The sequence below is a fragment of the Pseudomonas sp. zjy_15 genome (assembly GCF_043101865.1).
Classification (GTDB): Bacteria; Pseudomonadota; Gammaproteobacteria; order Pseudomonadales; family Pseudomonadaceae; genus Aquipseudomonas; species Aquipseudomonas putida_Y.
The window spans coordinates 1-13,868 of the sequence record NZ_JBICII010000016.1; the positions used below are offsets into that span (position 1 = coordinate 1).

Annotated in this window: 9 protein-coding genes; 7 read left to right on the forward strand and 2 right to left on the reverse strand. The window is 63.0% G+C overall.

The features are described from left to right. Positions 1–395 precede the first annotated feature (395 nt). Entirely contained in the window at positions 396–1,472 is a 1,077-nt protein-coding gene (locus ACF8EF_RS01625; RefSeq protein WP_176683903.1) for an ABC transporter substrate-binding protein, read from the reverse strand. A gap of 213 nt (positions 1,473–1,685) precedes the next feature. On the opposite strand from ACF8EF_RS01625, the gene ACF8EF_RS01630 reads away from it, so the two are divergent. Then, entirely contained in the window at positions 1,686–3,338 is a 1,653-nt protein-coding gene (locus tag ACF8EF_RS01630) for a nitrite/sulfite reductase (protein WP_176683904.1), read from the forward strand. Beyond that, complete coding sequence (locus tag ACF8EF_RS01635; RefSeq protein ID WP_176683905.1) at positions 3,322–3,816, forward strand: DUF934 domain-containing protein; 495 nt, start codon at positions 3,322–3,324, stop codon at positions 3,814–3,816. The genes ACF8EF_RS01630 and ACF8EF_RS01635 overlap by 17 nt, the downstream gene beginning before the upstream one ends. 46 nt (positions 3,817–3,862) lie before the next feature. Here ACF8EF_RS01635 and ACF8EF_RS01640 read toward each other — a convergent pair whose 3' ends face one another. Next, a complete protein-coding gene (locus ACF8EF_RS01640; protein WP_392460384.1) occupies positions 3,863–8,050 on the reverse strand; it encodes an NEL-type E3 ubiquitin ligase domain-containing protein in 4,188 nt (1,395 codons plus the stop codon). Positions 8,051–8,254: 204 nt separating this feature from the next. On the opposite strand from ACF8EF_RS01640, the gene dkgB reads away from it, so the two are divergent. The 5 genes from dkgB to ACF8EF_RS01665 all read left to right on the forward strand — a co-directional run bounded on the left by dkgB (position 8,255) and on the right by ACF8EF_RS01665 (position 13,824). Next, a complete protein-coding gene (dkgB, locus tag ACF8EF_RS01645) occupies positions 8,255–9,058 on the forward strand; it encodes a 2,5-didehydrogluconate reductase DkgB (RefSeq protein ID WP_176683907.1) in 804 nt (267 codons plus the stop codon). A 20-nt stretch (positions 9,059–9,078) separates the two neighbouring features. Next, complete coding sequence (locus ACF8EF_RS01650; protein WP_392460398.1) at positions 9,079–10,251, forward strand: MFS transporter; 1,173 nt, start codon at positions 9,079–9,081, stop codon at positions 10,249–10,251. Between the two features lie 240 nt (positions 10,252–10,491). Then, positions 10,492–11,724: an MFS transporter gene (locus ACF8EF_RS01655; RefSeq protein WP_176683909.1), complete on the forward strand. Its 1,233-nt coding sequence runs from the start codon at positions 10,492–10,494 to the stop codon at positions 11,722–11,724. A gap of 36 nt (positions 11,725–11,760) precedes the next feature. Beyond that, positions 11,761–12,534, forward strand: a complete 774-nt coding sequence (locus ACF8EF_RS01660; RefSeq protein WP_176683910.1) for a helix-turn-helix domain-containing protein — start codon at positions 11,761–11,763, stop codon at positions 12,532–12,534. A gap of 141 nt (positions 12,535–12,675) precedes the next feature. Continuing rightward, complete coding sequence (locus tag ACF8EF_RS01665; protein ID WP_176683911.1) at positions 12,676–13,824, forward strand: carboxypeptidase family protein; 1,149 nt, start codon at positions 12,676–12,678, stop codon at positions 13,822–13,824. The last annotated feature ends 44 nt before the right edge of the window (positions 13,825–13,868 follow it).

The window sequence follows — 13,868 nt, forward strand, 5'->3', positions numbered from 1 at the left end:
ACGGCAACGGTGAACGAAGGGTAGATATTGGCCAGCAGGCCCGGCCCTTTCGCGGGTAAACCCGCTCCTACGACGGTACTGCGCCATTCTCAAGGGATATGTTTTCACCGCGAAGAGGCGGCCACAGGCACTAATAAAGCGCCTGCGAGATTCCCTCCCGCAGGCGCCCTGCTACATCACGGTCTTGAGTTGCAAGTCACTGGTGGCTGACCCAATACACGGCAGTGACCACCACCAGAACGATCAGGCAGAGGATCGCCCAGGCATCGACACTGCTGTCAGCTTTGCGGACCTTGGTTGGGTTTCCCATTGCATTGCCTCTTGTAGTGGTTATGGGAATGCACTTCACCACCAGCAGTTAAGACGAGCAATGCCCTTCCCTCAAGCAGGGTCATTCAATATTCGACCGGTGACGCCAGAAACGGGTAACGGTAACCGGGCGGTCGCCCTTCGGCGCTGTAACGTCGAAAATCGACGCCGTAGTCGTCCCTTTCCAGTAGCTTCAGCCAACGCCTTGCCTTGGCCTGATCGATTTCCTGCAATACCGGAACACGGCGCTCGCGCAGGCCGTCGCGGTTCAACGCCAGCCCGTGGGCATCATCGTGCAGCATCACCATGGCCCAACCGCCAAGGGTGAAATGTCCACCCATCAGCACGCTCAAGCGCCCATCGATACGCGCGCGCAAGGCTTCGGGCGAGCTGTTGACGGCACCGAACAGCACGTCACGCCCCGGCGTGTACCCGGCCTCCTCGAACGCCTGCATGGCACCAAAAGCCATCTGGTCATTGGCCGACCACACCAGGCGGGTGGCCGGGTAACGCTCCAGCAACTGCGTCGCTTGCTCATAGGCGCGCTGACGGTTCCAGCCGCCGTATACCACCTGCCGCAAGCGCACCTGTGGGAAATCGGCCAGGGCTCGGCGCATGCCCTCAACGCGCAACTGCGAGGCCGGGGTGGTCTTGACCCCGGCAAAGGCCAGCAGATCCACCGGCCCTGCGTTGCGAGGCAGTTGTGCGAGCATCGAGTGCAACATCTGGTAGCCCGCCTGCTCGTCGTTGCTCATCAAGGTACCCAGCGGCTCGGCATACTTGTCGGGCTGAGCCTCGATGCTGAGGCGCTGGCTGGTGGTCAGGCCATTGTTGACCAGCAGCAGCTTCACCCCGGTGCCACGCGACAGGCGCAGGATTTCCGGTGCCACGTACTGCTCGTTGACCAGTACCAGGTAATCGGGCCGGTGCGGCGCGCTCAGGATCGCCCGGGCCTGAGTCAGTGTCAGGTCAGCGCGGCGCTCGCTGTATTGCACCTGCAGGGTCATGCCCAGCTCGTCCGCGGCGGCCTGCATGAAGCGGGTGTAGCTGGTCCAGAACGTCTCGGTGGACAGCCCCGGGTTGAGGAACACCACCGAAGCCGGTTGCGCATTTGCCATCAGTGGCAAGACAAGGCACAAGCTTTGGCACAGGGCCTTGAGCATGGGGTCACATCTCTGCGAAGCAAACGTCGGATTATAAACGCCTGGCGACGCTCAACGCACAAATGGCAGTCAATCTCACATAGTCCATTTGGTTCTTTTCATATGCAAAAACATCACTTTAGCGCATAACTGCAACCTGATATCGTTCCCCGGCTCCGTACCGGAGTGCGCGGCCGTGCGCGCGAATAGCTGCATGCCTGAGACAGGACTTTTATGTACGTATACGACGAGTACGATCAGCGGATCATCGAGGACCGCGTCAAGCAGTTCCGTGATCAGACCCGCCGCTACCTGGCCGGTGAGCTGAGCGAAGAAGAATTCCGCCCTCTGCGCCTGCAGAACGGCCTTTATATCCAACGTTTCGCGCCGATGCTGCGTGTCGCGGTGCCGTACGGCCAGCTGAACGCCAACCAGGTCCGCACCCTGGCCAGGATCGCTCGCGACTACGACAAGGGCTATGCCCACATCTCCACGCGCCAGAACGTGCAGTACAACTGGCCGGCGCTGGAAGACATCCCGGACATTCTCGCCGAGCTGGCCACCGTGCAGATGCACGCGATCCAGACCAGCGGCAACTGCCTGCGCAACACCACCACCGACCAGTTCGCCGGTGTGGCCGCAGACGAAATCGTCGACCCGCGCCCATGGTGTGAAATCGTCCGCCAGTGGACCACCTTCCACCCGGAATTCGCCTACCTGCCACGCAAGTTCAAGATCGCCATCAACGGCTCGCAGGAAGACCGCGCGGCCATCGAAGTGCACGACATCGGCCTGGAGCCGGTGCGCAACGCTGCCGGCGAACTGGGCTTCCGTGTGCTGGTCGGTGGCGGCCTGGGCCGTACCCCGGTGGTGGGCTCGTTCATCAACGAGTTCCTGCCGTGGCAGGACCTGATCAGCTACCTCGACGCCATCCTGCGCGTGTACAACCGTTACGGTCGCCGTGACAACAAGTACAAGGCGCGGATCAAGATCCTGGTCAAGGCCCTTACCCCGGAAGTGTTCGCCGAAAAGGTCGAGGCCGAAATGGTCCACCTGCGAGGCGGCAGCACCACCCTGACCGAGGCCGAAGTGCAGCGTGTGTCGCGCCACTTCGTCGACCCCGAGTACCTCGCACTCGACAACGTCGACTACACCGCACTGGATGCCGAGTACCCAGGGTTCGCCCGCTGGCGCTCGCGCAACACCCGTGCCCACAAACGCCCGGGTTACGTGGCTGTGACCCTGTCACTCAAGCCGACCGGTGTTGCCCCGGGTGACTTGACCGACAAGCAGCTGGACGCCGTGGCCGACCTGGCCGAACGCTACAGCTTCGGCTTCCTGCGCACCTCGCACGAGCAGAACATCATCCTCGCCGACGTCGAGCAGCGCCAGCTGCACGCGCTGTGGCTGGAACTGCGCGAGGGCGGCTTCGCCACCCCGAACATCGGCCTGCTGACCGACATCATCTGCTGCCCGGGTGGTGACTACTGCTCGCTGGCCAACGCCAAGTCGATCCCGATTGCCGAGTCCATCCAGCGCCGTTTCGACGACCTGGACTACCTGTTCGACATCGGCGAAATCGACCTGAACATCTCCGGCTGCATGAACGCCTGCGGCCACCACCACGTGGGCCACATCGGCATCCTCGGCGTGGACAAGAAGGGTGAGGAGTTCTACCAGGTGTCGCTGGGTGGCAACGCCGCGCGCGGCGCAAGCCTGGGCAAGATCCTTGGCCCGTCCTTCGCGCAGGATGACATGGCCGATGTGATCGAGAAGCTGATTGCCGTGTACGTCGAGCAACGTACCGAGGAAGAGCGTTTCATCGACACTTACCAGCGTATCGGCATCGACCCCTTCAAGGAACGCGTCTATGCAGCGAATCATTAAGAACAACCAGATCGTCGACGAAACCTGGCACCTGCTGCCCAAGGAAACCTCGTTCGACGAGCTGACCAACTGCGACGACTACATCGTCCCGCTGCAGATGTGGCGCGACCATGCCCATGTGCTCAAGGCCCGCGATGGCGGCCTGGGTGTATGGCTGGACAGCGACCAGGAAGCGGAGGAAATCGGCGAAGACGTGCACCACTTCCAGGTCATCGCCCTGAACTTCCCGGCATTCACCGACGGCCGCAGCTACTCCAATGCGCGCCTGCTGCGTGACCGCTACAAGTTCAAAGGCGAACTGCGCGCCATCGGCGATGTACTGCGCGACCAGCTGTTCTTCATGGCCCGCTGCGGCTTCGACGCATTCGCCATCCGTGCCGACAAGGACCCGGAAGACGCGCTGCAAGGCCTGAAGGACTTCTCGGTGACCTACCAGGCCGCCACCGACGAACCGCTGCCGCTGTTCCGCCGCCGCTGACCGTCCCACCCCAGCGAACAGCCCGCCTCTCGGCGGGCTGTTTCGTTCACAGGCCGTGGCGCTGGATTGCCTCTCGGCTCAATTCAAGCAAAAGCTGCCGTTTCGCGACCTCACGCGCTGCGCAGATATGCTCGACCTGGGCAAAATAGTCGCCATCGCTCAGCGTTTTCGATTGTTCGAGCAACGCATCCAGGCGCTGCTGAAAAGGCTCGTCCAGGCGGCTGAAGCGCGCCGCCTGCTGCTCGTGCAGATAGTCCTGCCAGAAGGATCGATCTGCCAGCGCCTGAGCCAAGGCTTGTGGCGTTTCCTGCCGCAGCACCTCGCTGCGCGCGGCGTCCAGGTCTTCACGGCCAACTCCACTGAAACTCTCGTACGAAAGATGGCTGGGCTGCACGGGAAGGTCGAGACTATCTGCCAGCCTGACGCGATAGGTCAGGTAAACCTCAACGGGATCGTTCGAAAAGTAATCCGCAATATGCCGCGCGGCAATTGCGTTGACTTTATCCAGGCGGAACAACGAACGCCCCAGCCTGACCAGCGCCCGCTCCTTCTGTAAACCGGTACCGGCTGTACCGGCCTTGGCGACCAGCGCGCCAACCTCCAGCTCGCTGAGCGTCAGCAGCAACTCGTCACTGCAACTGCGCGGCCGGGCAACTTGCTCGAACAGGCTCGCACGTACTTCAGCGTGCTGCTCGCAGGCCTCGAGGATATGCCACACCCGGGCCTGCAGGTCGCGCGGTTGTGCGTCGTATTCACGCAGGGCGCGTAAATCAGAGAAGAAGCGGAACAGATCCTGCGCCCCGGCTTCCTGGCTCAAGCGGTTCCAGCTCGCCAATCGCACCTCGCGCTGGGCTGGCGTGAATCCTGAAAACCAAGGGGCTGCAGCGTTCGGGATCGAAGTGGCATGAGCTGCACGTCGACGCTCAACGGCCCCGGCCGACGCCCTGGCCAACTGCAAGCGCTGCAAGGTTTCGTCCGAGAGTGGATTGTCGTGCAGCTCCAGGCCCCGCAACAAGCGAAGCGGCACTAAAGACAGCGCTTCAGGCAGCGTCTGGATCTGGTTGTCACGCATGTCCAGCAACTCCAGATTACCGTGCCTGGCCAGATCAGCGGGCAGATCGCCCAGCCCGGTGTTGCGCAAGGACAGCCGGCGCAGCAGGGGGAAAGACGCCAAGGGTGGCAGCAAGCCGACCGGGTTACCGTTGAGCTCCAAACGGCGCAGCTCCACAAGCTGGCTCAAACGCAGGTTATCCTCGCTGGAAAGCACGATCTGGTTGCCGCCAAGGCGCAGGTTTTTCAATTCGGTCAGTTGCTCGATACCTGCAGGAAGGCGAGTCAGCCGGTTGTTCCGCAAGTCCAGGTTGCGCACCTTGCTGAAGCGACCAAGAAAGCCCGCATCAAGGCTCGTCAGCTGCATATCGCGCAGGGTCAGGTGCGTGATGTGGTCGAAACTCACATTATCAGGCAAGGCCGGCAATTCACCCACTCGCTCACCCACGAGGGTCAGGTGGTAGTCACCCGCCACCTCCCCAGGGGTAAAGCGCTGCCAGCTTGCCGTAATGCGCCTGGCAACCTTGATACGACGCAGGCGGCGGACAATGTTCAGCCCTGCGTCATTTCGCCAGGCTTGCAATGCCTGCTTGAGGCTGACCTTGGCCTGTAGCAGTTGGCTGACATGGTTCCACGGGTCCACCCCCCGCTGCGCCAGGTCTTGCAGGTAGACCTCCAGCTGCTCACTGCTCATCACCGGATACACGTGGTTCAACGTGCGGCGCAGTGCCTGGCGGGTCCCTGTCAGGTGGCCACTGAGCGGGTAGCCCAAACGCCCATCGAACAACCGCACAGGAGGGCGAATCCCCTGCCCCACACGGGCCAGCCCAATCATCCGGGCCGCCGACTCACGGTCTGCGAGTGCCTCACGCCCAAGCCGCTCACCCAGTGCGTCATCCGTCATCTGGCTCATACCAAGCAACTGTCGCTGGCGGCTGTCCAGCTGCCGCCTCAACGTCTGCAGCAACCCACCCCTGCCCGCGGCAGGCAGCTCAACGTTGACCCCAGCCGACCAAGGGGCGATGGCTTCGATCAGGCCCAACGCGAGCTTACCGGTATCGGCATTTTCTGCGGCGGCCTGGCGCAACCCTGCGCAGGCACGGTCTATCCGGCTGTCGCGTATTGCCCAGCGTGCACGCTCCGCCAAGGCCAAGGGCACCCGGCCTGCACCCGTCAGGCTCTCCATCTCGACACTGCTGGCCCCCTCGACGATTTCCCGTGCGCAGCGATGGGAAAGGCCCGGGAAGTCTCGCATCAATACGCGGTCCGCTGCTTGCGGGCTGATCTGTCGCTCGTTGAAGACCTCCTCGAAAGCGTCACCCCGCAACGTCGGAAAATCACGGTGCAATTGCTGGCGTTCGATGGCATCGAGCAAGCGTGCCGGCGGGGGCGAATTCTCCAACAGCAAGCGGCGCAGGCAGTCAGCCTCGAAGCCGGTGGTCTGCAGCGCTACAGATACCGCCTCATCGGGCACCTGCGCCGTGCGGCTGGCAAGGCGACGTACCAGGTAGGCGGGGTCATGCCAGCGCTGCGGTTGCTCGAACTCATGCACCCATCCTCCGGCACCATTGTGCTCAAGCGCCGGTGAATACGCCCCTGGCCTTGATGGGTGATGAATACGCCATGCGCCGTCGTCCCCTTCGCTCACCTCATAGACAGCATCGTGCAGGCGCCTCAGCGAACGGCCAGTTTCATTCACGGCCTGTCCTACCATCAGATCGACGCCCTCACGTTGATAACCCGACAAGGACGGATCACACAGGCGCAACTGGCCATCGCCCAGGCTTACCGGCACCATGGCATCCACCCGCGCCACTCGCTGTGCCAGCTTGCCAAGAGCCGCCGTCCCGGCCGTCGTCACCGCCGCTATCACGACCGTGTCGGCCACGTTGAACAGGTGGCCCAATGCGGCGTCGCGATCACCCAACTGCCAATCCTGGTAGCCTTCGTACACCTCACCCGCCAGTTGCACCACCGTAAGCCCCAGCAGGGCCTGCCCCAACACAGGCACAAACAGCGCTGCCAGGCCTGCCACGCTCAACCCCAAGTCCAGATAGCCCTGCAAACGTGCGCGGCGGTCGGCGATATCCTCATCCTCTGTCGATACCGCCAATACCCGCGCGTCATCCAGCATTTTGTCGATCCGGGCTTGGCGCAGCGCGGCGAACACGTCACCCTCGATCGCAAAACAGCGGCCATCCAGCTCAAGCGGAAGAACAGTGTTGCCTTGGTTGAGCAGCGCGTTCAGCGCCGCGCAGAAGGCGACGCGATCGCGCTCTGCGACGAAGCGCTGGAAGTACCGCCGATACGCCTCATTACGCAAGCGTATGCCAAGGGTCATGTACAGTAGCTCCCAGTGGGTGTGCCAACTCACCGGGGCATACGGGTCCTCAGGCAACCACGCAATAACGCCAAGCAGGCGGCCGTTCTGACGCACTTCGATCATCAGTGCGCCAATGACCTTCTTACCCAGCAGCCTCAGGGTGTGACACTTCAACACGGTGTTGTCGGCTGGCAGAAAAGACCCTGTGCCCACCACCTGGTTGATCCACTGACAGGTCTGCTCATCGATTTCACCCTTGATCCTTGCGGCGATTGCAGCAAGCGCCAGGTTCGCGCTCATCGCCTCCTCCAGGGTGCTCTCGACGGCCACCCCCTCGCCTTCAAGCTTCGATTGCAAATGGCGTTGATAACGCCTGCCGATATCAATGTCTCTGCAAAGACGGACAAAGGCTTGCGCACTGAGTGGCAGCAGGTGCCCACTTGCAGTGACCAACTGCGACCCGGCCGCGAACCAGCCAGGCTGCATTTCCTTTTCGTGGAAGTTGTGCAGTGCCGCCGAGAGCAGCGTCTGGGTGCTGACAAGTCGTGTTGAAGTGCTTGGTAAAGCAGGCGATATCGACGGTTTTGGCAGCAGGGTCACCAGCCTGAGCTGGGCCTGCCGCAGGTCAACCCGCTTGATCGAATGGGCCTCAAGTGCTCTTTTGAGCAACGACTCGGCGAACTCATCCAAGGGGGTTATGGCCCCTAACCAGGCGTCTACTTGATCCTGCGCCCGCTGTTGGCGTAAAGCAGCGGCGCGCAGCCCTGTCAGCTCTTGGGCAGACGCGCGCTTGAGCCAGCCTGGCAGCTGACGGGCAATCAGCGCATCGATGGAATCGGCAGGTATTACGGAAGGGATCATGGGCAGCCTCAACGCTTGATAAAAAAGCGCTAGCTGAACAAGGTTCCAAGCCCCTCTGGCCCTATTTATGTAGTGAATGCACAGCTTGAAAATGTATTTGTGCCTACAGGTCAAATGACTTTGGCGCCGTAGCGGCTTATTCGCTGCCGTTCAAACCTGCACACTGGGCACCACATGATCCTCCCCCTATTCAGGAGCAACCCCATGAGCGTTCCTTCCTTCGGCCTCGGCACCTTCCGCCTCACCGGCCAAACCGTCATCGACTCGGTCAAGTCTGCCCTGGCAGTCGGCTACCGCGTCATCGATACCGCCCAGATCTACAAGAACGAAGCCGAAGTCGGCCAGGCCATCGCCGAAAGCGGCGTGCCGCGCAGCGAGCTGTTCATCACCACCAAGATCTGGGTCGACAACTACGCCGCCGACAAGCTGATCCCCAGCCTGCGTGACAGCTTGCAGAAACTGCGCACCGACTACGTCGACCTGCTGCTGATCCACTGGCCAGCGCCGGGCAACGGCGTAGAACTGCCCGAGTACATGAAGGCCCTGGCCGACGCCAAGCAGCAAGGCCTGGCTCGCCAGATCGGCGTTTCCAACTTCAACATCGAGCTGACCAGGCAGGCCATTGCCGTGGTCGGCAAAGGGGAAATCGCCACCAACCAGATCGAGCTCAGCCCCTATCTGCAGAACAGCAAGCTGACCGCGTTCCTCAAGGAACAAGGGATCACCGTGACCTCGTACATGACCCTGGCCTACGGCAAAGTGCTGAAAGACCCGGTACTGGCCCAGATCGCCGCCAAGCACAAGGCTACCGTCGCCCAGGTTGCCCTGGCCTGGGCCCTGCAACTGGGCTATGCCGTGATCCCGTCGTCGACCAAGCGTGAAAACCTGGCCAGCAACCTGCTTGCCCGTGGCCTGAAGCTGGACAGCGATGACATGGCACGCATCGCCGAGCTGGAGCGCAATGGCCGCGAGGTCAGCCCTGACGGCCTGGCGCCAACCTGGGACTGACACCGATGACTGCTCAAACAATGAGACCCGGCCGCGTGCTCTTCGCGTTGGCCATTGGTGCCTTTGGCATCGGTACTACCGAGTTCACCCCGATGGGGCTACTGCCGGTCATCGCCCAGGGCGTGGAGGTGAGCATCCCCAGCGCCGGCATGCTGATCACCGCTTATGCCATTGGCGTGATGGTCGGCGCGCCGATCATGACCCTGCTGTTCAGCCGTTTCGGGAAGCGCGCTGCGCTGATGGCGCTGATGGCCATCTTCACCCTTGGCAACCTGCTGTCGTCGCTGTCGCCGGACTACTACACCCTGCTCGCTTCGCGACTGGTCACCAGCCTCAACCATGGTGCGTTCTTCGGCCTGGGAGCCGTGGTGGCAGCCAGCGTGGTGCCCAAGGAGAAACAGGCCAGCGCCGTGGCCACCATGTTCATGGGCCTGACCATCGCCAACATCGGCGGCGTGCCGGCCGCCACCTGGATCGGCCAGCAGATTGGCTGGCGCATGGCATTTGCCGGCACCGCCGCACTCGGCCTGCTGGCCATGGCCGCACTGTGGTACGCCCTGCCCAAGGGTGAACGCGGCAGCGTGCCGCATGTGCGCAAGGAACTGGCGGTCATTGCCCGCCCCAGCGTGTTGCTGGCAATGGCCACCACCGTGCTCGGTGCCGGCGCCATGTTCACCTTGTACACCTACGTGGCGCCGGTGCTGGCCGAACTGACCGGCGCCTCGGACAGCTTCGTAACCTTGGGGCTGGTACTGATCGGGGTTGGCTTCACCCTTGGCAACAGCCTGGGTGGCCGCCTGGCCGACTGGTCGCTGGATGGCGCGGCGAAGATCTTCCTCGCCGTGCTGGCGCTGATCATGCTGGCGATGCCCCTGGTACTGGGTAGCCACATCGGCGCCGCCATCGCCCTGCTGGTCTGGGGCATGTTCACCTTCGCCGTGGTACCGCCGCTGCAAATGCGTGTAATGACTGCCGCCATCGAGGCGCCAGGCCTGGCATCGTCGATCAACGTGGGTGCGTTCAACCTGGGTAACGCCGTGGGCGCGGCGCTGGGCGGTGCGGTTATCAGCCTGAACCTGGGCTACGCCGCCGTGCCAATGGCCGGAGGTGTGCTGGCGGCTGCGGGGCTGTTGCTGGTATGGCTGGGCGGGCGCAGCAAGGTCGCCGGCAAGACCGCAGCCGATATGGCCTGAAGGCAATCACCTGCAGGAGCGGCCCATCGCGACACCAGGCCGTTCCTGCACACGGGCCGCGCCTGATTTCCTCACGCTGTAATGATGGAATACCGGGCGCCTCCGTTCTCTTGCCAGGCAGTGGGCACGGATGCCCGAAACGCGACATTGGCTGCCTGTTCGGCGTGAGACAGGCCACCTGGGCACTGGATAACCTGCTGCGGCAACGCCTTGCTCCCTTGCCATAGAAGAACCTTGCCCATGACAACCTCCGCCGCCTCCATAGCCGCCGCCACGCCTGCCGACCAGCCTCAGGGCTTTGTCGTGCGCATCGTCGGTGCGGCTGCATTCGCCCACCTGCTCAACGACCTGATTCAAGCCGTACTGCCGTCGATTTACCCCATGCTGAAAAGCGATTTCGCGCTGAGCTTCGCCCAGATCGGCTGGATCGCCTTGGTGTATCAGGTGACTGCTTCCCTGCTGCAACCTTGGGTCGGCATGTTCACCGACAAGCACCCACAACCCTACCTGCTGCCTGCCGGCATGTTGGTGACGCTGGTGGGCATCGCCCTGCTCGCCTTTGCCGGCAGCTATGAAATGCTGCTGGTGGCTGCCGCCGTGGTCGGCGTGGGTTCGGCCACCTTCCACCCAGAGGCCTCGCGGGTGGCCAGAATGGCCTCCGGCGGGCGCTTCGGCACCGCGCAATCAACCTTCCAGGTCGGCGGCAATACCGGCTCGGCCCTCGGCCCGCTGCTCACCGCTGCCATCATCATTCCGCACGGGCAACCGGCCATTGCCTGGTTCATGCTGGCCGCTGCGCTGGCTGTTCTGGTGCTGCTGCGGGTGACGGGCTGGAGCGTGCGCCACGGCCAGGCCCGGCTCAAGAGTTTCGCGGGCCAACAGGCCCCTGGCCTGTCGCGGGGTGCCATGTGGCGCGCGGTGGTGGTGATCGCCGTGCTGATGTTCGCCAAGTTCGTCTACATCGCTTCGTTCACCAACTTCTTCACCTTCTACCTGATCGAGCATTTCGGCCTGAGTGTGCAGCACAGCCAGCTGTACCTGTTCGTGTTTCTCGCAGCCGTTGCGCTGGGCACCTTTGCCGGTGGCCCGGTGGGTGATCGCATCGGGCGCAAGGCCGTGATCTGGGTCTCGTTCCTCGGCGTGGCGCCCTTCGCCCTGGCCCTGCCCCATGCCAACCTCGCCTGGACAGCCGTACTGGCGGTGGCCATCGGCCTGGTGATGTCCTCGGCATTCGCTGCCCTGGTGGTGTATGCCCAAGAGGCGGTGCCAGGCCGGGTCGGCATGGTTTCGGGGGTGATGTTCGGGCTGATGTTCGGCATCAGCGGCGTGGGTGCAGCCGGCCTGGGCACACTGGCCGACCAGCATGGCATCGAATGGGTGTACCAAGCCATCGCGTTCCTGCCGCTGCTCGGGTTGGCCACCGCCTTGCTGCCGGCCACCCGCTCGCGGGCCCGCCCTGGCCGTTGCTGCTAAAGTGGCGCTGCCAGGCTGCTCCGATATGAGGTCACGATGGTAAAGCCGCAGCGTGAATTGTTGGTGGAGGTCGATGAGTGGACCTGGGAAGTGGGTAGCCGTGCGACAGACTACCCAAGCGACTGGTTCATCGAGCCCCATAGCCACACCAAGCATCAACTGATCTATGCCATCAAAGGCCTGATGATCGTCGAGTCCGGCAACGAATGCTGGACGGTGCCACCCAGCCGCGGTGTGTGGATGCCTTGCGGCCAGGTGCACGCCATTCGCTGTGTCGGCGACGTGAAGATGCGCAGTGTGTTCGTGCGCATCGACGCGGCAACGGGCCTGCCCCTGCAGAGCAAGGCCATCAGCATCTCGCCCTTGCTCAGCGAACTGATCAAGGCCTCGGTGGGGTTCACCGCACCGTTTGCCGAGGACTCGCGCGAAACCCGGGTCATGCGCCTGATCCTCGACGAAATCTGCGTACTGCCGACCTTGCCGCTGAAGCTGTCGCAGCCCAGCGACCAGCGCCTGCGGGTGATCTGCACGGCGTTGCATGAACGGCCCGAGGATAACGCCACGGTTGCCGACTGGGGCCTGCGACTGGGGGTGGACGAAAAGACCATCCAGCGGTTGTTCCGCAAGGAAACCGGCATGACCTTCGGCCAGTGGCGCCAGCAGGCGCGGCTGATGCAGGCACTGGAGCGGATTGCCCTGGGCGAGCGAATCATCGATGTGGCGGGGGCCTTGGGCTATGACAGCCCAAGTGCCTTCGCCAGCATGTTCAAGCGTCAGTTCGGTACCACGCCCAGTCAGTTCTTCAAATAACCTGAAGTCCACACATTTGCTGGCACTGGCCCGCGGCATACGGGCTGTCCGCTGACGGCTCGCCCTGCCTGTTCTTGCACAGCATCCCCACCAAGCCGTATACAGTACCCCTACAACAATGCCCGCAAAGGAGCCCGGCACATGACCGTGACGCTGTCCCCCCTGCAGATCGACTGCGATTTCGACTCCGGCAACATACAGGTACTGGATGCCAGCAACCCGGCCCAGGTACACCTGGCCATTCGTCCGGACACCCACAGCGGCCACTACCAGTGGTTCCACTTCAAGGTCAGCGGGCTCACACCGGGGCAGGTCCATCGCTTCAGCCTGGACAACGCTTCCGGCTCCTCGTACAAGAACGCGTGGAGCGGCTACAACGCTGTGGCCAGCTACGACCAGCAGCGCTGGTTCCGTGTGCCAAGCCAGTTCGACGGTACGGCGCTATCGTTCGAGGTCAAGGCTGAACAGGACCAGATCTGGTTCGCCTACTTCGAGCCCTACCCGCGGGCCCGCCACAACCAGCTGATCGAACGTGCCTGCCAACTCCCGGGGGTCGAGTTGCTGGCCAGCGGCCGCAGTATCCAGGGCCGCGATATCCCCCTGCTGCGGGCAGGTGACGGTGCCGAAGGCAAGCGCAAGCTGTGGCTGATTGCCCAGCAGCACCCGGGCGAGCACATGGCCGAATGGTTCATGGAAGGCGTGATCGACCGCCTGCAGGCCAACGACGCGGTGATCCAGCAATTGCTGGCCAAGGCCGACCTTTACCTGATCCCCAACATGAACCCCGACGGCGCCTTCCTCGGCCACCTGCGCACCAACTTCAAGGGCAAGGACCTTAACCGTGCCTGGCAGGACGCCAGCGTCGAATTCAGCCCGGAAGTGCTCTTTGCACAGGCGCAGATGAAGCAGTACGGTGTGGATGCCTTCATCGACGTGCACGGTGACGAGGAGATCCCGCACGTGTTCACGGCCGCATGCGAGGGCAACCCGGGCTACACCCCTCGGCTGGCCAAGCTCGAAGAGCAGTTCCGTAACACCTTGTGCAGCCTGACCCGCGACTTCCAGACGGTGCATGGCTATACCCGTGACGAACCCGGACAGGCGAACACGACGCTGGCCTGCAATGCGGTGGGCATGGCACATGACTGCCTGTCGCTGACGCTGGAGATGCCGTTCAAGGACCATGACGACGCACCCGATGCCGTCACCGGGTGGTCGGGGGCGCGTTCGAAGGCACTGGCCGGAGCGGTGCTGGAGACCCTGGCAAGCATGGTAGGCGATTTGCGCTGAACCTCGCCTTGCGCAGCCCCTGCAGGAGCAGCACGTCGCGACAC

Bases quoted from the DNA above. Each gene is read 5' to 3' on its own strand.
- ACF8EF_RS01650 (WP_392460398.1), top strand. From the start codon at position 9,079: ATGAGACCCGGCCGCGTGCTCTTCGCGTTGGCCATTGGTGCCTTTGGC.
- ACF8EF_RS01665 (WP_176683911.1), top strand. From the start codon at position 12,676: ATGACCGTGACGCTGTCCCCCCTGCAGATCGACTGCGATTTCGACTCC.
- ACF8EF_RS01625 (WP_176683903.1), bottom strand. From the start codon at position 1,472: ATGCTCAAGGCCCTGTGCCAAAGCTTGTGCCTTGTCTTGCCACTGATG.
- ACF8EF_RS01630 (WP_176683904.1), top strand. From the start codon at position 1,686: ATGTACGTATACGACGAGTACGATCAGCGGATCATCGAGGACCGCGTC.
- ACF8EF_RS01660 (WP_176683910.1), top strand. From the start codon at position 11,761: ATGGTAAAGCCGCAGCGTGAATTGTTGGTGGAGGTCGATGAGTGGACC.
- ACF8EF_RS01635 (WP_176683905.1), top strand. From the start codon at position 3,322: ATGCAGCGAATCATTAAGAACAACCAGATCGTCGACGAAACCTGGCAC.
- dkgB (WP_176683907.1), top strand. From the start codon at position 8,255: ATGAGCGTTCCTTCCTTCGGCCTCGGCACCTTCCGCCTCACCGGCCAA.
- ACF8EF_RS01655 (WP_176683909.1), top strand. From the start codon at position 10,492: ATGACAACCTCCGCCGCCTCCATAGCCGCCGCCACGCCTGCCGACCAG.
- ACF8EF_RS01640 (WP_392460384.1), bottom strand. From the start codon at position 8,050: ATGATCCCTTCCGTAATACCTGCCGATTCCATCGATGCGCTGATTGCC.